Annotated in this window: 13 protein-coding genes and 1 pseudogene; 3 read left to right on the top strand and 11 right to left on the bottom strand. The window is 41.7% G+C overall.

Annotation, left to right across the window (positions count from 1 at the left end; all coding sequences use genetic code 11):
* Positions 1-118 precede the first annotated feature (118 nt).
* Both rarD and R7Q09_RS13565 read right to left on the bottom strand, forming a co-directional pair.
* Positions 119-1,024 (bottom strand): EamA family transporter RarD, encoded by a 906-nt coding sequence (rarD, locus tag R7Q09_RS13570; RefSeq protein WP_031778926.1) that lies wholly within the window; start codon positions 1,022-1,024, stop codon positions 119-121.
* Between the two features lie 102 nt (positions 1,025-1,126).
* Positions 1,127-1,849, bottom strand: coding sequence for a sulfite exporter TauE/SafE family protein (locus R7Q09_RS13565; RefSeq protein WP_042520743.1), 723 nt, complete (start codon positions 1,847-1,849; stop codon positions 1,127-1,129).
* Between the two features lie 444 nt (positions 1,850-2,293).
* Here R7Q09_RS13565 and R7Q09_RS13560 point away from each other — a divergent pair, with 444 nt between their 5' ends.
* Complete coding sequence (locus R7Q09_RS13560) at positions 2,294-2,824, top strand: type II secretion system protein (RefSeq protein ID WP_318070853.1); 531 nt, start codon at positions 2,294-2,296, stop codon at positions 2,822-2,824.
* Between the two features lie 49 nt (positions 2,825-2,873).
* On the opposite strand, the gene R7Q09_RS13555 is transcribed toward R7Q09_RS13560, so the two are convergent.
* Positions 2,874-3,854, bottom strand: coding sequence for a chemotaxis protein (locus R7Q09_RS13555; RefSeq protein ID WP_025998672.1), 981 nt, complete (start codon positions 3,852-3,854; stop codon positions 2,874-2,876).
* Between the two features lie 683 nt (positions 3,855-4,537).
* Here R7Q09_RS13555 and R7Q09_RS13550 point away from each other — a divergent pair.
* A complete protein-coding gene (locus tag R7Q09_RS13550; protein ID WP_025767841.1) occupies positions 4,538-5,146 on the top strand; it encodes a response regulator transcription factor in 609 nt (202 codons plus the stop codon).
* Here R7Q09_RS13550 and R7Q09_RS13545 read toward each other — a convergent pair.
* The 5 genes from R7Q09_RS13545 to R7Q09_RS13525 all read right to left on the bottom strand — a co-directional run bounded on the left by R7Q09_RS13545 (position 5,143) and on the right by R7Q09_RS13525 (position 12,972).
* Positions 5,143-6,030: a LysR family transcriptional regulator gene (locus R7Q09_RS13545; RefSeq protein ID WP_017635345.1), complete on the bottom strand. Its 888-nt coding sequence runs from the start codon at positions 6,028-6,030 to the stop codon at positions 5,143-5,145. The genes R7Q09_RS13550 and R7Q09_RS13545 overlap by 4 nt on opposite strands.
* A 157-nt stretch (positions 6,031-6,187) precedes the next feature.
* Positions 6,188-7,558, bottom strand: coding sequence for a GGDEF domain-containing protein (locus tag R7Q09_RS13540; protein ID WP_213874253.1), 1,371 nt, complete (start codon positions 7,556-7,558; stop codon positions 6,188-6,190).
* A 9-nt stretch (positions 7,559-7,567) separates the two neighbouring features.
* Entirely contained in the window at positions 7,568-8,164 is a 597-nt protein-coding gene (locus R7Q09_RS13535; RefSeq protein ID WP_017635347.1) for a response regulator transcription factor, read from the bottom strand.
* Complete coding sequence (locus R7Q09_RS13530) at positions 8,157-9,323, bottom strand: EAL domain-containing protein (RefSeq protein ID WP_170890131.1); 1,167 nt, start codon at positions 9,321-9,323, stop codon at positions 8,157-8,159. The genes R7Q09_RS13535 and R7Q09_RS13530 overlap by 8 nt, the downstream gene beginning before the upstream one ends.
* Positions 9,307-12,972 carry an ATP-binding protein gene (locus R7Q09_RS13525; RefSeq protein WP_318070852.1) on the bottom strand — a complete coding sequence of 1,222 codons (3,666 nt, stop codon included), beginning with the start codon at positions 12,970-12,972 and terminating at the stop codon, positions 9,307-9,309. Before R7Q09_RS13525 ends, R7Q09_RS13530 begins: the two co-directional genes overlap by 17 nt.
* Positions 12,973-13,647: 675 nt before the next feature.
* Between R7Q09_RS13525 and R7Q09_RS13520 the strand changes: the two genes are divergently transcribed.
* Positions 13,648-14,868, top strand: a complete 1,221-nt coding sequence (locus R7Q09_RS13520) for a tyrosine-type recombinase/integrase (RefSeq protein ID WP_318070850.1) — start codon at positions 13,648-13,650, stop codon at positions 14,866-14,868.
* An 830-nt stretch (positions 14,869-15,698) separates the two neighbouring features.
* Here the strand turns inward: R7Q09_RS13520 and R7Q09_RS13515 are convergent.
* The 3 genes and pseudogenes from R7Q09_RS13515 to R7Q09_RS13505 form a co-directional block, all read right to left on the bottom strand.
* Positions 15,699-16,283 carry a DUF2913 family protein gene (locus R7Q09_RS13515; protein ID WP_258479228.1) on the bottom strand — a complete coding sequence of 195 codons (585 nt, stop codon included), beginning with the start codon at positions 16,281-16,283 and terminating at the stop codon, positions 15,699-15,701.
* A gap of 246 nt (positions 16,284-16,529) precedes the next feature.
* The gene (locus R7Q09_RS13510; RefSeq protein ID WP_042763520.1) at positions 16,530-18,035 is read right to left on the bottom strand and encodes an EAL domain-containing protein; all 1,506 of its coding nucleotides are present in this window, start codon (positions 18,033-18,035) and stop codon (positions 16,530-16,532) included.
* Positions 18,036-18,584: 549 nt separating this feature from the next.
* A pseudogene (locus R7Q09_RS13505) lies at positions 18,585-18,710 on the bottom strand (IS110 family transposase); the annotation flags it as partial.

The following is an 18,710-nucleotide window of genomic DNA, read 5'->3' as shown; positions in this document are numbered from 1 at the left end:
CTCAAGTTATGATTTCTATTCGGGCAAAAAACGAAAGCCAATGCTTTATGGTATTAAAAATGCCCTCGAATGGAGGGCATAAGAATAAAGAAGCTAATATGTGAGAATATTGAAACCACTATAAGGGGTGTTTGACTAGCTTTTTGCGCCGATGCCCTTTGATAATACTTTCAAAAATTGTGAACAACAGCCCTACCCAAATAAATGCAAAGGTCACCGCTTTCACTTCGTCAAACAACTCGCCAAAAAACATAACTGCCAACACAAACTGCAAGCTTGGCTCGATGTATTGCATTAGACCGACGGTTGATAAATTAGTTATACGTATTGCGATAGAATAAAATACGAGTGGTAAAAGTGTGATAGGTGCACTGCCAAAATACAAAAGCAATGTTGTGGTATCTGTGCCCGAAGCCAGTTCACCAGTTGCCCATTGTTTATAGAGCAAATAGGCGAGTGCAACTGGAGTCAGTAACAACGCCTCAACAAACAAGGTTGTACTCCAGTCATAATTTATCTTCTTCTTGTACAGCCCATACAAAGCAAAGAACAACCCCATCGTTAGTGCGATAACGGGTAGCTGACCATAGTGAATCACTTGATACATAACACCAATTGTTGCCAACACTATTGCAATAAGTTTGCCTTTTGAGAGCCTATCCCCAAGAATAAATACGCCCAGCGCAACAGATACTAATGGTCCAATAAAGAAGCCTAAGCTGGCATCGATGACCCGATGATGGGTCAAAGCCCAAGTGAACGCACTCCAAGAAATACACATCAAACTGCTCGCCACAAACGTGTACCACAAGGATTTTTTATCAAGCCAGATTTCTTTCCAATTCAGCCCTCGACGGGTTATCCCAAGTACAATTAGAAACCCGACAGGTACAGACCCAATGATTCGCCATGCTAGCAACTCATCCATAGAAGCATTCGGTAAATAACGATAATAAATTGGTAGCAATCCCCAGATCACAAAGGAGAATGCTGCCATAAAAGTGCCATAACGAGTGTTATTCATAAAACTATCGCCCATCTAAACGACCAATTTGGCGTAAGTAAACAAGTCCGCCATACATAAAAAGGAATGCAATCCCGCAGTGACTTTATGATGCAGATGGCATTATTGGCTCAACGCTTGTACGACGGCGGTAAAGCCACTCACAAAACACAACATAAGTGCCCCAAACCGAATCTTTTCTTTTGGTAACGACTGGGTAGTTTTCATTGCTAGCCAGTAACCAAGCGCCGCAGCAGGTAATAGAGGAATAGTAATGACCAAATGATGCAATGTGAAGAAGCCCACTGGGATTTGTACTATTAGTGAAATAATCGAACTGAAAACAAAAAAAGCCGATAAGTTGCCGCGTAACTGATTTGCTTCTTGATGCTGCAACAATAACGCCATCGGAGGGCCTCCAATCGCAGAACTGGTACCAAACAACCCAGAAAAGAAACCAGCACATGTCATACGCGAAGGCGTAGGCTCAACCCGAAACGGTAAAACACTCACCACGACTGCAAACAGCACCAACAAACCAATCCAAAGCGTGAGAGTTTGTGTAGATACAAAAAAGAGTAGCAAGCCACCAGCAATTGATCCCGGCACTCGCCCAATCAACGCCATCTTTAAGCCGCCGATTTCAACACTACTGCGGTGCTTCATCGCATTCATCAACGAAATAAATAACGCGACTAAACAGATTGGCGCAGGAACATATTCTGGCGCCCAAAGAATCAGTAAAGGTGCGGCAACAATAGCCAAGCCAAAACCGATTGCGGTCTGGACATAAGAGCCAAGAAATATCAAACCTATTGCAAGGAAGTTTATCGAATCGAATTCCATTTAGATTATTCTTATATTTGAAAAATAAACACAAAACCAAAGCACATTCGCATGATGAATACCTCAGGCATACTGCGATATGAATTCCGCGTAGCATTCATCAAAGTGAATAAAAAGACAATCCATTTGTGCGGTTCGCCCTCATTTGCATTTTGTATTTCATTCCGCTGATGTACATGTTTGCTTACATCGAAGAGGATTCATGCTCGCCTGTTCACGCAGCATTTCTTCAGCGGAATTAATGACCTCTTAAAATCTAGCAGAATTAGACCCGTGAATTCTCCATTGCATTTAATGGATTCAGTCAATTAGTGCGGCGTCGGTATAGCACTTTACAACTCACCTCTTTATACTACTGATTGATTTATCATTACCGTACTTATTTACACAATAAACAAGTGTACGGTCAGTGTTTTTCTACCTTTAACTTGCTGTGAAAATAATATGAAAAAACAAACGGGATTTACTCTAATAGAGTTTGTCGTAGTTATTGTCGTGCTCGGTATTCTTGCTGTCACTGCCGCGCCACGCTTTTTAAACCTTCAAAGCGATGCACGTGAAGCACGTTTGGAAGGAATGAAAGGCGCTATTGCGTCAGCATTAGGCGTGGGTTATGGGAAAATGGCGATTGCGGGATTGGAAAGCAAGCCTTACGTTTCAAACTTCGTAGACAGTGCTTTAATGGCAGATTTACCATTTGACGGCTGTAATATTGGTGGTTCAAAGCGCTGTGTTTTTTTATATGGATATCCTGATTCTGATAGCGAATCGATGAAGTTACTCGTGCAAGGACTGAACGAAGAAGACTCGGATTGGAAAACATTTCATCACCCGGCTGGTTCAACAACTCGCGAAATGGTCATTGCTGCAGCCGACGAAAAAAGAGCTAGCCTTACACAATGCGGAATTTTATATGGGCCGCCGCAGACTCCAAACGAGAGTTACACCTTAGATATTCTTCCCTGCCCTCAATAAAAATAAGGCTGCCAATCGGCAGCCTTATTTGTTTCATCTGATCGGTTTTTTACGCAAAGTTAAACACGTATTTATCCATCATATTCACCATGCGGCCAATCTCTGGCTTGGTAATCGTATCATTTGCGCCAAGAGATAGTGCTTTCGCTCGGTTATCCTCACTCATCAATGACGAGAACATAATGATCGGCATTTCATGAAACGCTTCGGTATCGCGTAGTCTCTTCACTAAGTGCATACCATCCATTCGAGGCATTTCTACATCCGTAACCACCGCATCTAATAGCTCTTTAACTGGCAAGTTTTCTTCTTTCGCGACCTCGATCAAGCTCATCAACTTCTCATGCGCCTCACCACCGTCTTTACATGTGATCACATTGTAACCTGAAGAAGCTAATGTATCTTGGATCAAAGAGCGAATAAATGCTGAGTCATCCACCACCATGATCGTTTTAGCATTACGCTTACCGACCATTCTCTGGTTGAGATCCACCGACTTGTCCCCTTTCACATCGTATTTTTCCATACTCAATTCTGGGTTGATGTCTGCGATGATTTTTTCAAAGTCGAGAATCATGATCAGGTTGCCTTCTTTACGGACAACGGCTACTACACAATCTTGTTCGCCCGCTTCCAAAAACTGACTTGGTGATTCCACATCATTCCAAGAGATGCGATGAATACGCGAAATGCTGTCAATTAAGAAGCCATTGGTCATTTTGTTGAAATCCGTAACGATTACAAACTTGCGCTCCAGATCTTGTCGTGTTGGCACACCTAACCAACCAGCTAAATCCACTAAAGGCGTCAGTACATCTCTGGATGAGAACACACCAATCATATGAGGTTGTGCGTTTGGATAATCGGTTGTTTCTGGCACGCGAATCACTTCTCGTACTTTCGCAACGTTAATGCCGTAATAACAAGTTTTTGTGCTGCCATCTGGCAATGTTTTTTCTAAATGAAACTCGATGATTTCAAGCTCATTGGTACCACTTTCTGTCAAAATGGTGCTGGTTACGTTACTCATAAAGCCAATTATCCAACCGAAAATACGCATCAGAAAAGTTTGATGCAAACGCCATGAGAAGCCGTTCTCTGGCTAAAAATCCAAAAGTCCTTTTTAGTCGTTACAACAAAATTTGTAAACCATCAAAAGGACGGCTAACGCACATTTCCATACCAAACCATGTAAAATTGTCTCATTTTTGAACACGACATTATGAGTGGCCAAAGTGCGAATTAACACCTCCACTTTTAGCGGCAGAGTCAATGAAAAGTTTAGAAATAATTTGAAGTGATGTTCAGCGTCAATAGCCAAACCTATCTAACAGATATCAGTACAAAGTTGGCTACTGTGCTCATGCCTGGTGTATAACAAGCTCTCTTCAAGTGGCATGGTATAAAACTGCGCTTGTGAACACACGGGTTTAAATCGAAGCGCTAGAGGCATCGCAAGAAAATCTGAAGGCATAGAACACTGAAAGAACACTTTCAGTTTGTTAGTTTTCTGTCAGCGTAAGTTTTAAGCAATCATCCTATCACTAGGTATTTCAATACCTGACATCGCTATTCCCATAATCAAGACACTGATTTTCACTTTTGGAAAGAGTCATTTTCCTTCCTCTTAGCAAGGTTTTTCCTACAATCCTATTCATCCAATTGCGCTGTCGCCTGACAGCACACTAGTTGATGTATTAGGTGAGGTTAACTTTGAATAATGTTCTTATTATCGACGCTCAACCATTGTATAGCGAAGCTATTGCTTCTCTAGTTGAATCTGTAGTCAACACAGCTGAAGTGATTCAAACCACTGACAGTGCGGAAGTGATGGATCTTGTCCGAGGCCAAAAGATTGATTTGATTATTTTAGACGTAGTGCTTGGCGACCGCGATGGTATGCGTTTAGCCAAAAACATTTTAGCGACAGGATATCGTGGCCGACTGTTATTTGTTTCTTCACGTGACTACTCGAGTCTTTCTAAAGCAGCGTACGAAATGGGCGCAAACGGCTTCTTAAGCAAGCATGAAACAAGAGAGACCATTATCGACGCAATTGTGAGTGTTTCACGCGGTTACTCAATGTTTAAGTCGACTCACACACCATCGTCGGGTAACGTAACACTTTCAAATCGCGAAGCCATGGTGTTCCATTATCTTGTACAAGGCTACTCTAATAAGAAGATTTCTGAACAACTTTCACTCAGCGCTAAAACAATCAGCACCTACAAAACGCGTATTCTGAAGAAGTACCATGCGGACACGTTGATTGAACTTCTGCATACTATTCCTCAGTCAGAAAACATTGAGTTTTGCCGCTAAGCGCTCATGTATTTTGCAATAGCACCGATTAACAACTGGTGCATTGCATCATGTCTTAAGCTTTGCTTCACCTGTACAACCACTTTTGGCCAGCCATCTGGGTAAAAATGCTCTGGCACTCTTATAAATTTATATCCATCAATTGGCGCCTGATATTCAAGTAACACGGTTGCGGCGCTTTTTTGCTTAATTAGCTTCAATACGCTGCTTACGTTGTCTAGAGCCGCAATACGGTTGATGACCATACCGTGGCTTTCCATTGCACGCTTAACGAGCTGCTCTTTCTCTTTCCAACCGATAATCTCTAACATGATAAAGGGAAGTTTGGCCGCTTCTTCCAGGGTGGTAATTCCCAGCTCTTCAGGGACAACTACCACAGCAGGCGCATAGCCGATGAACTTCTGATAAACAGATTTCGGAACATCCTCGTTGAAGTAATGTAACTGCGCATCCACTTTGCCTAGGATTATCTCTTCTATCGTATACTCTGTAATCGTTGCTATCGAAATGTGCGCCTTGGGAAACAGCGCCATTAAATCCATTGCAAGTAAATGCCCAAATGAGTATTGAGCGGTTTGCGGCAAACAAATGGTGATGTCTTTTTCGTAATTTTCCGGTTCAAACTCATCTCTAATTAGACAAGTTTCAAGCTTCTCGAGTGCATCGGAAATTTTAGGTAATTGACGTTTTAAATAGTCCGTCGGTTCCATGTGGTGAGGATGCCGAATAAACAATTCATCGTTTAGCTGGAGTCGCAATCGGGCAAGGTATTTGCTAATTGACGCTTCGCTCTTCCCCATCGCTTTCGCAACGGGCTTGAGCTGACGGTGCTTATCCAGTAAGACAAGTATTTTAAGTAAGTTTAAGTCGAGATCTTTGTTCACGTGCGACACCAGATGTAAGGTCGAGAATAAATAGAGCAATCACTATTTGTTGACTGCTCTAATATAAAAGACCACTCATTCTGTTTGGTCAAATTAATCAAACAGTTATGTCATGGTTATGTTCCGTAACTTTGCATTTAGTCAATACCAGACCTGCTTAATGGGACTTTTGTCTGTGTTTTTTCATCTCATAGAGATCTTCATCTGCACGTACAATAACGTCCTGAAGCGTTTCGTGTAACTCATTCGCCGCGATACCAGTACTCACACTAACTTCGATATCCAAGGTCTTTAGTCGGTTATCTTTAACGACACTACGAAGCTTCTTCGCCAATATTGAAGATTGGCTGATACTGCAACCTGGCAGAATCGCAACAAACTCATCACCACCAGTTCGAACTAGATAATCACTATTTCGAAACACTTTAGACATAGCATCAGCAATAATCCCAATAACTTCGTCCCCTACATGGTGACCGTAATGGTCATTGATTCGCTTGATCCTATCGCCATCTATTGCAATGACGGAATATGGCGCGGTTTCCAAACGACGTTTGAATTCGCTATCTTGAAAGACTCTGCGGTTAAACAATCCCGTTAAATCATCTTTCGTCACGTTCGTCAGTGCTTTCGCGAGGCGAAGTTTGCTCTCTTTAGATTCATAAGCTTTGTTGTAATACGCTAAGGTTACGAAAAAGAAGATGATAAACAAGAACACGTAATCCAATACAATTTTACTGAATGGGTACATGTAAACAATGAGATTGTTGTTGTCTGCGACATATGATTGGGTGTACGCGAATGATGGAAAGGGGTAGCCAGCGAAATAAATCACCATTTGCTTGTTCCCATTCGCTATTTGAACATCCACCGCTTTCCCATCATTATAAAGCGGCGAGAGGTATAATTCTTCCGAGAACTCTCCCACTAACTCACCTTGAAAGTAAACCGGACTCATGATGCTTATCGCCATGTCATCGGAGTATGTCGTTTTAAATGGTAGGGAAAACAATACCCGGTCCGTTAGTTGCTCTTTCCACGCGGCTAACACACAAGAATAGTTACTTTTACACCAATCAACATCAAATGTGGCTTTCACTCCCTCTAGCGCTTCAATCGGTCTCTCTAAGATGAGTTTGTTTCCAGTATAAGAACGAAAATACATAACGGCATTTTGTCGATTGAACGCATTTGATAAATACGCTTCAGCCTGATGAAGCGATTTCCGTGCAACAGCTTCAACGTAATTAAGTTTTTCATAACGTGACAGGGAGTAAATCGCATCTTGAAAGCTCAGCTCTGTTTGCGCTTCTACTTCACTCACGCTCATGCCTTTGTATTGCTCGAGCTGCGCTTCCGTCAATAGCCCCATGAGAATTACTTTTTGTTTTATTTTGGCTAAATTATTCGCGTAAGTGTTGAACTGCTTTACTTCATAAGAAATTAACACCGCACCAATCATTGTGACAGAAGTGACGAATAGTAATGTTGCGATGAAAAGAGACAACGCGATACTTTTAAGTGTCATGATGCGGTCTTACGCCCCCGCCACTCTTGTTAGCTCAACAATGTTCTTTACGTTAAATTTATCCAATAGACGACGTTTGTATGTGCTGACTGTTTTGTCACTTATTGATAGCACTGAAGCGATTTCTCGATTGGACTTTCCTTGTAATAAATACTTCATTACTGCGCTTTCTCTGCTTGAAAGTTGTGGCATTTCTCGAACGCTATTAACAACTTGCTTAAATTTGAAGAAGGTATACCCCTTCTCTACCGCTTCTATCGCGTCTTTAAGAATGTCGTGATTTTCCGATTTACACACATAGCCATCAGCGCCAGAACGAAAAGCCATTTGGCTGTACATTTGGCTAGTTTCAGCGGAGAAGAAAATGACTTTGCCTTCATAACCATGGGATTTGATACGTTTGTAGAAATCAAACCCATCGCAATCTGCCAAGTTCACATCTAAGATCAACAGTTGAATTTCTTCCTTTTTCAATATTTGTAATGCCATCTTCGCTGATGTTGCAGTAAACACCCCATTTGTTTTACCTAACTCTTCCAGCAACGACTTGATTGCAACACAAACAAGAGGATGATCGTCAAAGATCAAGTAATTCAATTTATTCATATCTTTCATTTAGTATGGTTATGGCTTCTAGTGGCATGGGTTTATCAATGTAGAAGCCTTGGCAAAGATCAATGCCATACTCACGTATCGCTTGCAGTGTGACTTCGTCTTCAATACCTTCCGCGACCAATCGTATATTCAAACTTTTCGCTAACGCGCAAATAGCAACAACGATGTTGCGTTTTTTGATATCGCATTCGACACCTTGTACAAACGAACGATCGATTTTTAACTCGTTGAATGGCAGTTGAGCCAGTTTTTCAAACGTTGATGAACCCGTGCCAAAATCATCTATTGAGACAGTGACACCGTTCATCCTCAACTTGAGTAAATTCTTGTACAGGGACGCGCTAGTCTGAAATGTATCTCGCTCTGTAATTTCAATGGTGATTTGTGATGGGTCAATCTCGCTCTCTAAACATTGCTGTAAAAAGTAATGAGAGAACGCCGTATCTTCTAAATTTTCATGGTCTACATTGATGGATACGTTTTGCGTCAATCCGCGGTGTTTCATGTCATAGATAACATTACTCAATACAGCTTGAAACAACTCTCCTGAAAGGCGGCAACGCTCTACAATTGGCAAAAAATAATGAGGGGGTAACACACCATAAATAGGATGATTCCAACGCGCGAGCGCTTCATACCCAAGCACTTCCCCACTTTGCACATCGACTAAAGGCTGGTAATAATTTTTCACGCGCCCTTCAGCCAGAGCAAACAGGAATTCTTGATCTTCCACTTCAATCGGTTGAGCAAAGCTGACTTGTTTCGCTTTTTCATCTCTTATTTTACCTAACAAATCAACGACTTCATTTTCATCGTATGGCTTGGGCAGCTTCCCTAATACTTCAAAGCTAAATCCCTCGCACATGGCTCTTACCGCAGAAATAATGGTCAATTCCATTGCACTGACCAGTACAACTTGCCCCTGGTACTGGACTTTATCGAGCATTTCCATCATATCGATGCCGTCTTTTCCGGGCATTTGGATATCACAAAAAATCACGTCAAAATATTGTTCCTGCACACTCTGAATAGCGGCATCCACACAGTTAAAAGGGATGACTTGCGCGCAATAGCGATCCAATATTTGCGTAAGTATTGTGGTTTGTAGCGGATGGTCATCAATCACCATCACATTAAATTGTGTATTCATTTGTCTCTACCCAATAGTTTATGTTTTCGATCTCCTGCTCGATTCGTAAAATTAGCTCCGCTGTTCGCCTGTCAAACTCCGCAGCAGTAACTCGTTCTACCTCAATACAAAGCTCAGCCAGCATGCTTACCCCTATCGTCCCAACCGCTCCTTTGATGCCATGAATGACCCGTTTTTTGTCTCGCTCAGTCGATGCTGCGTTTAAGTTTTTTATATCTGTAGACATTGATTGACTAAACACGCGCGCAATCTCTTTTGCGTCCTGAGCTTTGAACCGTTTAATCCAGCCGGGCAGCCTACCCCTCTCTTTTTCGCCAATAAATGGAATCAAAACGGTTTTTAATTGATTAAGGTCATAGGGCTTGTAGAGCACATCATCAATGCCGATATCCTGTGTACGTTCAATGGCAAGACGAGCATCTTCTGCTGTCACACCGATGATTGGAATTGCTTTAAATTCGGAGTTTTTCACGTGCCTAACAAGCTCATAGCCATCCATTTCTGGCATATGAAAATCGGTCAGCAGCAACACAACGTTTTCATCTTGGTTGATGTATTCCCATGCTTCGCGGCCGTTATTCACAATGACAGGTTCGATTCCAAGTTCATGAAGCTGCATTGCTATCACACTTTGGTTAATGGGATTATCTTCTGCGACCAGTACCGTGCCGAGAACCCAAGAAACCACTTCTTGATTTACGTCACTAAGCTTGGTTTCTTGCTGCGTTTGGCTGAGCAAATTGAACAATGTATCTGGATATTGAATCTCTCTTAGCGTAAGACTGCCAAGTACCCTTTGTTCGTCACGCAGCATTAGGCCATTAAAACTGGCATCGCTGTCGTGTATAGGGTGAAGGTTCGCCACCATTGTTTTTAACGTCGCTGGACGCATTTTCCACGCGTCACACCACTGGCGAATATTAAGTGGTAAGCTCTCGCTATACGTCCAGTTCAAACAAACGTCTGGCTCAGAGTCGCAATGCTCAATTGGCAGTCTGACAGTAATCGTCGTGCCCAAGCCAAATTGTGAATCGATGCAGAGCACGCCGCCCATGCAGTCGATCAATCGGTCAACAATGCTTAGCCCCAATCCAGTACCGCCATATTTACGCGTAATAGTGTCATCCGCTTGAACAAAAGGATTGAGAATGCCTTCGAGTTGGTCATCCGTCATGCCGATACCTGAATCCGCCACTTTCAAAATAAGCTGCTTTTCATGAAGAATGACACTGATTCCAACTTCTCCTTCGGCAGTGAATTTCATCGCATTGGAGAGTAGATTGGTGGTAATTTGCACCAATCGCAGCGCGTCGATTTCAATGAAAGCATTCGAAAATGGTTTGATTGTCACTTTGTAATCCAAACCTTTCGCAAGCGCTCGTGGTTCAAAGCTTCGAAACACATCGCACAAGGTTTTAAGCAAGTCGGTCTTAACTGGGGCGACGGTTAAGTGCCCTGCCTCTAACTTTGAATAATCCAGTACTTCGTCTACTAGCGTATTCAAATGATTGAGCGAGCGTATGGCTTGGGCAATTAACTCGCGATTTGAATCTGCCGTCACTTGGCGATTTAGCAAATCGAGGATGCCGTGTGCTGCCGACAATGGCGTTCTTAATTCGTGACTCATGGTTGCCAAAAAGTTTTCGCGCGCACGTACCGCGGTTTGCGCTTCTTTTTGCGCATCGATTAACGCCTGCTCACGTTCTTTTTGCTGGGTAATATCTTGAATAACAGTCAGTACAAACTTGTTCTTACCGCTAGGAGAAGCGATGACTTTGCGTTCTCGATATACATGTTTAATATCAAGTTCACAGCCCGACGAGGCAACCTCTTCTGAAATACGCTTTCCAGCAATAACAGTGGTCAGTTCATCAAAATTATTCACTAGAGGAACGTGCGCAGAATCACTTTTCAAACTACATTGTTGGCACTGTTTACTGTTGTAGTTCGCACAATTACTCATCTCCATATGGTTATTTTCACTATGGATAAAAACCAAGCTATTGATCTCTTTGATGATGTCCATCAGCCATTGCTTTTCCGCTTCCTCATTGTCAGCATTAAATTCGGCTAACCTCACTTTAAGTCGCATGTGAGATAAGATGAAATACGCCGCAATTAACATGAGACAGAATATGAATGAACCAGCAACAACAAATGTAGCGATCTGCTCCGAGTCATAGCCATAAGTCAGTTTGAAGCTTCGGTGAGAACGCAGCAGTTTTTCGATCTCGTTAGAATCAATGGTTTCGATGATGCTGTTCAACATGTGTTGAAGTTGTGTATTGTGGTTTGCAACCGCAAATGCATTAGAGAACGTCAAAACGTCCTCCGCATTGATCACCAAGCCATCGACTTGATCTTGTGCAATCATGTTGTGAACGATGTCGTCAGGAATATAAGCCACATCCAAAACGCCCGATTTCAAATCGGTAAGCAGCTTTTTCAAATCATCATAATGATCAACTTGGCCTTGCTGCCAAGTGCCCAAATGAACTAACCCTTGCTTTTTCAAAGTGAGCAGAATACCCGCTTCTTTCAGTGCAGATTTATCGCGCTTACTCTGCTCCGCTTGGATAGCCACGTAATTACTGTGCATGAATGGTTTAGTGAACAACCAATCTGACTTAGGTAGCTCACCCACATAAGAGATGGGGACTATATCGGCATCAAATGCCGTTAATCCATTAGAAAGGCTCGACGTCGACTTCACATACTTAAAGCTCAAGCCAGTACGAGACTGCAATAAGTCGACAAAATCTGGAAAGAAGCCATCTAACTCGCCCGTTTGCGAATCTCGGTAGAGAAACGGATAAGCTTCGTCACTGCTGCTGTAAGTTATCACTAGTTTGTTTTGATGATTACGTCGGTAATCTACCAATAACTTATCACTGATATGGTAAGGATTTTTCGAGGCGACGGAGCGAATATTTTTTCCATTTTGCTCCCACTGAAGGATTTTGTTGATGTCATCGATCAGACTCTGTTTGTCCAACGAAGCGATAAAACTCACCTCTTCGTTTTTCAACCAACTGGGAATATCGACAACCCCTTTTACAATGTCATTCAAATCCAAATATTGGGTAATACCAACATAAGTGTAAATAAGCGCGTTCGCTTTACCTCGCTTAACTTCATTAAACGCCTCTAAACGTGTTTTAACGTAATGTATCTTATCGATACCGCGTTCAGTGAGGTTGTCACAATATACACTGCCCTCAACACACACCCATTTAAGATCACGCGCATCACTATCTCGGTAAGTGGCATTCCGATACCAAACAGCGATAGTGCTCGAAAAAAAAGGCATCGAAAACAAGAAACGCTTTTCTCTTGCTGCTGTTTTACTAAATCCAACCGCACCATCAATCTTCTTGCTTTCGACATCCGCAAGTAAAGACGGAATATGCTTGTAAGTCCGAAGTTCTAACTCATAATCCAAAGCTTTAGTAATGTTAGACAAATACTCAAGACTAATTCCGTACGAAGGACCAACGCTACCGTCAAACGAGTCTTTAGCTTCGTCTTGCGCAATAACACCAACGATGACCTTCGGTTTAGGACTCTGTTTGGCAGTTGAGCAAAAAGAACTCGCTAAAAAAATTAAGGCGACGGACGATACCGTAATACTTCTAAGAATACTGAGCATGACTGCTTCCTCTGAATGGAAGCTCAGACTAGTTTTTGTCAGATAAAAGTCAAACTTCGCTCAATAGCGAAATAAAAATAAAGCTTTGATATAAAACCAAAAAACCAAAATTCGTCAGAACAATCTGACAACACAATCCACCTTTGACTACACAGTGTTTGCGTTCGGTCTCTCACCCAGACGGATATTCACTGCGAGTCGGTATACATAAGGGATGTGTGCTTTTAGGTTTGCACGCCATAGCTTTTTACTTTCATCTTGAATGATTCATCATCATTCCATGATAAACTGGCGTATTAACATGAAAGAAAGCTCAACTCCGCGGTTTCGAGCAGCTTGAAGTAAACACAGTTTTAGAAAATGCGTTCTAGTATTGTGTCACTCAAGATTCACATTGCTACTTTTACAACCGCTGGAGCATTAGAAAAATTAAGGTATTAAATTCAAATGGTTAATAACTCAATCCAGTGGTTTCCTGGACACCTGAACTAAAATTCCACAGCTTGCCATAATGTCTATTTAAATTTAAATATCAACAACTTAATAAACAAACCAATTCCATAGCGTCCCACTAGATTTCACTAAAAATCATCACTTTGGTACCCCACCTGGTACCCCACCAAATCAATTTACTATACAATGGTCTCCAAGTAATCACCTCAAAGATCATCGGCTATGGCAAAGCGAATCACTGATACAACAATCAAAGCTCTCGTTATAAAAGACAAGGAATATACATTCACCGTTGAAGAAGGTTTACAGCTACGTATTCGACCTAAGCGTTCAGATAAAGGGACCGGCACTAAAGCTTGGCAGTTCAAGTATCGTCACCCTGTAACGCGAAAAATAACCAAAATGGCAATGGGTACTTACCCTTCACTGCGACTTGCTGCTGCAAAGCTTGAAGCAGCCGAATATCGGAAACAAATCGCTGAAGGTATCGATCCAAAACGCTCCAAAGAAAACAAACGAACCGAAGAATTGCGGAAGCACAATGATAGCTTTCTAGAAATTTCAACCATGTGGTTTGATAGGAAGCGTAAGTCAGTCAGCTCATTTCATGCAGAGCGAATCTGGAGAACACTGGAAAAGTACGTATTTGATCATTTAGGGACTCTTCCGGTAAGTGACATTACTCGACGTGATGCCATTGAAATGCTACGCCCTCTCGAAAAAGACGGAAAGTTATCTACCATCAAAAGAATTTGTCAGAGCTTAAACCAAATTATGGAGTATGCGGTAGCAAGCGATGTAATTAGTGCTAATCCACTGACTAAGATGATTAATTCATTCGAGAAGCATAAAGTCGAACACATGCCTACAATACGACCTGAACTATTAGGTGAGCTTATGGCACGATTGTCGAAAAATGACAGCATCCAAGATAAGACCAAACTACTCCTACTATGGCAATTACACACTATTTCTCGCCCAAAGGAGGCAGCTAGAACACGCTGGAGAGATATTGATTTCGATAAGCAATGCTGGACTATACCTGCCGAAGAAATGAAGCGAAGAAGAGAACACAGAGTACCTCTGACCAAGCAAGCAATTAATATACTTGAAAAGATCAAAGCTCACAGCATCGGTAAAGATTTCGTTTTTCCTAGCGAACGAAACCCAGATGGCCATATAAGCGTCTACACGGCCAATGCAGCTTTAAAACGCAGTTTAGGGTTCAAAGGTGAATTAGTCGCACATGGACTAAGAGCCATAGCTTCTACTGCGTTACACGAACATGGATTCGATACACTTCATATCGAAGCTTGTTTATCTCATATGGATAAAAATGTGACTAGAGCCAGTTATAACCGCTCTGATTTTTTCGAACAAAGAAAAGAGATAATGTGCTGGTGGAGCGACTACATAGAAAAGACAGAATCCACCTCCAAATAAACAATATATATCAACACCTTAGAATTTTAAAAGAACTGTAATTGTTGTAGGGGCTTAATATAGCCCCCCCCCCTCAATGTTATAAGGAGCTTCAGATCAGCAATTGGGCACATCCATAAAGTAAAAAGAGTCGAAAGATACAGAAGGGAATTATACAACTCAGCGTCAATGACTACCTACTACGACAGAAGCCCCAACCCTTTCAGCCAAATATAGCAAGCTTAACTAGCAGTCCACTAGCTTAGGGGGAACTGTAAGCCACTTATAGAATCTGCAAGTAACTTGTTACCAAATCGACTCTCAAATTAAGTTAGTGCTAACACCAAATATCACTATTTGGCCCGTGTCACTATCAAGTGATGTCAGTGATATTTTCTATTTCTTCAAAAACCACCAGCCCTAGAATTAAAAATCATTTCTGTTGGCTTGCATAAGATTTCATTATAAGAAACACCTGAGACTACGGTTTGACGACTAGTAATCCTGAACTTTAACCGCCCTGCTTACCCAAACTATTATTTAGAACTAACTTTTCGATAACTGCTCAGAGCGGTTATAAGGTACCTAGAATATCCGAGCTATCATACGATACCTCTAGGTTACGCAGTAGTCATCGCCTAATGAAACCCTAGTTCATTGATACCCAAAAGAGCTCTAACAAAACAAGGGCCTTTCAAAATCAATTGGCTTTACTCGCTATCGCTGTAATACCAATCCCTAGGCGATCGGCGGCTAGCACGTTTAAGCGTCGAGAAGAGGGAGTCTTAGGTAAAATTTAGCGTGTTAACTAAAAACGCTTAACCATTCGTTTCATCAAAGGGATATGAGGTTTACTTTACTGGATGAACCAAGATGTGCGCTTGGTGTGTTTCTGAATTCCACTCTTTCATCTCTGCGACAAAAAAACCATGTTGATCAATTACATCAATAAGCTCTGGAGCCCTCTCTAATTGAATAAGCATCGAGAGCGGTGCAATTTGTTTATCGTTATCATCAAAACCATATTCTATCTGTTCATCAAGCATATACAGGATACCTGATTGCGCCTCCATTCCCTCTTCAAAGACACGAGACTCGATGCCTTCTTCGTCATAAAGATGAACCAATAAATTGTAAAGTTTTTCCGCTCCAACGAGCTTCGTTTTATTCGCTTGAGAGTTTAGCTCGTGCAGTTTCTTTTCTAGGTTCCCCCCTTTTCTTCTCGCCAGACTAAGCATCAATTTGATGTCTTTCTTTATATTGGAAAGGGATTTATTTGCGAGTTTAGGTTTCAGATACTTGATAAGAATCTCATTTCGAGTGGTCACAGGAACATGACGCTCAGTAGCTGATACCTTACAGAGTAAATGAAGTAAAGAGTGAGTCACTAAATGATGTAGGTTGTAGTAATAATCAAAGTCTCGCTTGATTTGCATGGGTATTTTTTAGCCTATGAATGATACTTTATATATGGGGAGGTACTTGTCTAATTTCAATCTAAAGGGCGACCAATCGACGCAAAAACCGTCTGTCTTACTAGACAATCAAACGTTATCAGTTAGAGGTATTTAGCGTTGGTAAAGAGGCTAGATTAAATTTACATAAGTAAACTCTTCCGCCTCCTCCCTGTAAAATATGCCAACTGAAACCACTACAAACATTACGCTTAAACCTAACACCACTCAGTCTAATAGACGTTGTAATTCGTATTTAGGCATAGCTCGGTAATACAACCATCCTTGTACCATTGGGTTGTCACAAAGCTCCTGAATGTGAGTCAATTCCGATAGATGTTCAACCCCCTCGAAAGTCAGCGGTTTATCAAGTCGATTTATCATAATAATAATGTGTCTCACCATCTCTCGCTTAAGATCATTAGATAGTGACTGCGTAAATATCCTATCTATTTTTATCTCATTAAAGTCTATTTCAGTCAGCCACACCAAATTCGCAACCCCCGTACCAAAGTCATCTAACGCAACAATAAAGCCAAGCTCTTTCGCTCTGCGTGTGAATGCCCTGAGTTGAGAGATTTCTAACTCTACTCTTTCAGTGATTTCCAGCTTTATTTGACGCGGGTTAAGGCCTTTCGACATGACCTTAGCCTTAAGTGACTCTAGATAGTTAGGATGAAGTATCTCATAAGATGATAAATTCAATGCTAAGAAGAGTTCGGGATAAGAAAATAGTAGCTCTTCCATATCCGAAAACGCTGTATCGACTATAAACTCCGAAAGAGCACCATATAAAGATAACTCTTCAGCCATCTGAACAACAAATTCCGGCGAAACGTGTCCAAATCGATCATCACGCCATCGAAGAAGAGCTTCAACACCAGCTATACGCTCTGAGCGAGCGTGAACGATCGGCTGATATTCCAAGTGCAAAAGTCGACATTTAAGAGCCTCTTTAAAGCGATACTCCATAGAGGCACGACGTGTTTTAAAAGAAACCCACCAAGATGAGAAAAAAGCGCTGAACAAGGCACACAGAAGCACAACAATGAGTAACTCAGGAGCAGTTAAATACAACAACCCCGTGCGTCTATTATAAGTGTCAATGCAGACGGGGAGCTTGTCACTGCATAGCTGAACACTATGATAAAACAACGGCTGCTCAATTGGCCATTGGTACTTAGCTTCATACGAAGCCAAAGTTTTCGGCTCGCTTTTAGACAAAATACGATAGGAAAAATGAGGTGCTAACCTAGGGTATTGGGAGTAAAAGTCTAGTGATGCGAAAGCAACAACAGAGCCAAGTCGAAATGCAACCAAAGGTAAATCAATTGGAAACAGTTCACTGGTCTCTGTATAGATGTGTAGCGATTGAGTGTCGTATTCACCTTCAATGGGAACAGCAGGAGGCGGTTCTAAATCCCCCCAGTTCGCCGTACATAGCAACTTTTCATCTTGAATAAGGCCAATATCATATAAAAAATAGTGACGATGAGCCAAAACCTGAAATACATCGATAGTGGCAGAATCACAGTGTTCGACCAAGTTTCCACGGGCATCATCAATCGCCGCCACAACATCCTGGATAACACGCTCAGTATGCGAAAGTAGTATTTCAGTTAACGTGGCTTGCCGAGTTGACTGCAACAGAGCAATAGCAATATGGGCAAGAAAAAGTAGGATCAAAAATGCCGACGTAGCGATACCAATCGTCTGCAAACTTAATTTATTCATTAGAACAATAACCTAAAGATAACATACTCACAAAATAGCATATAAAAATCAAGCACTGATCTTTTTGATATGAAAGGTTTTCAATAGACACTGATGTAGCAAAACAGTATCAGATGCTGCTTATCTAAGCTAGAGTCGATAATATCAGTATACTAACAGGTATAATGTTATGATGAGGCTTTGCGTAATTCGAGGGAACTAAATCAGAAGCTTACGATCTGATCGGCTAAGTAAGTTAATTCCCCTCGTCTCATGCCGAAACCTCGCTACAAAACAACGAACTGGACACAGTACAACATATATGGACGCACCTCTGGATGCAATGGCTAATTGAATGGTACGGTCGCTAACATATATCCGACGTCTTTCTAGGTCGATAATAGACCTGCGCCATGATGTAATCCGCTCCTCACTGTCTTTTCAAAGCCTCGGTTTCAATAACCCTGTTGCGTTATCAGAGTGTAGTAAGGAGGGTTCACCGTTTATTCATCAGCTATTGCAAACTCAGTTGCTTCTCTAGGATAACTCCTTAGAACTTTACTATTTTAATCAAACAGACTTAAAGGCCTGATTAATATCGTATTCACTATTTTTCGCTAAGATGTGCCATGCTACCCGACCGAGCTTGTTTGCAAGAGCGACAATCGCTTTTGCTTTGCCTCGGCGTGCAATGAG

The organism is Vibrio sp. 2130-1 (assembly GCF_033339515.1).
Note: the sequence above shows the minus strand (reverse complement) of the source record. Positions and strands in the feature narration are given on the sequence as shown.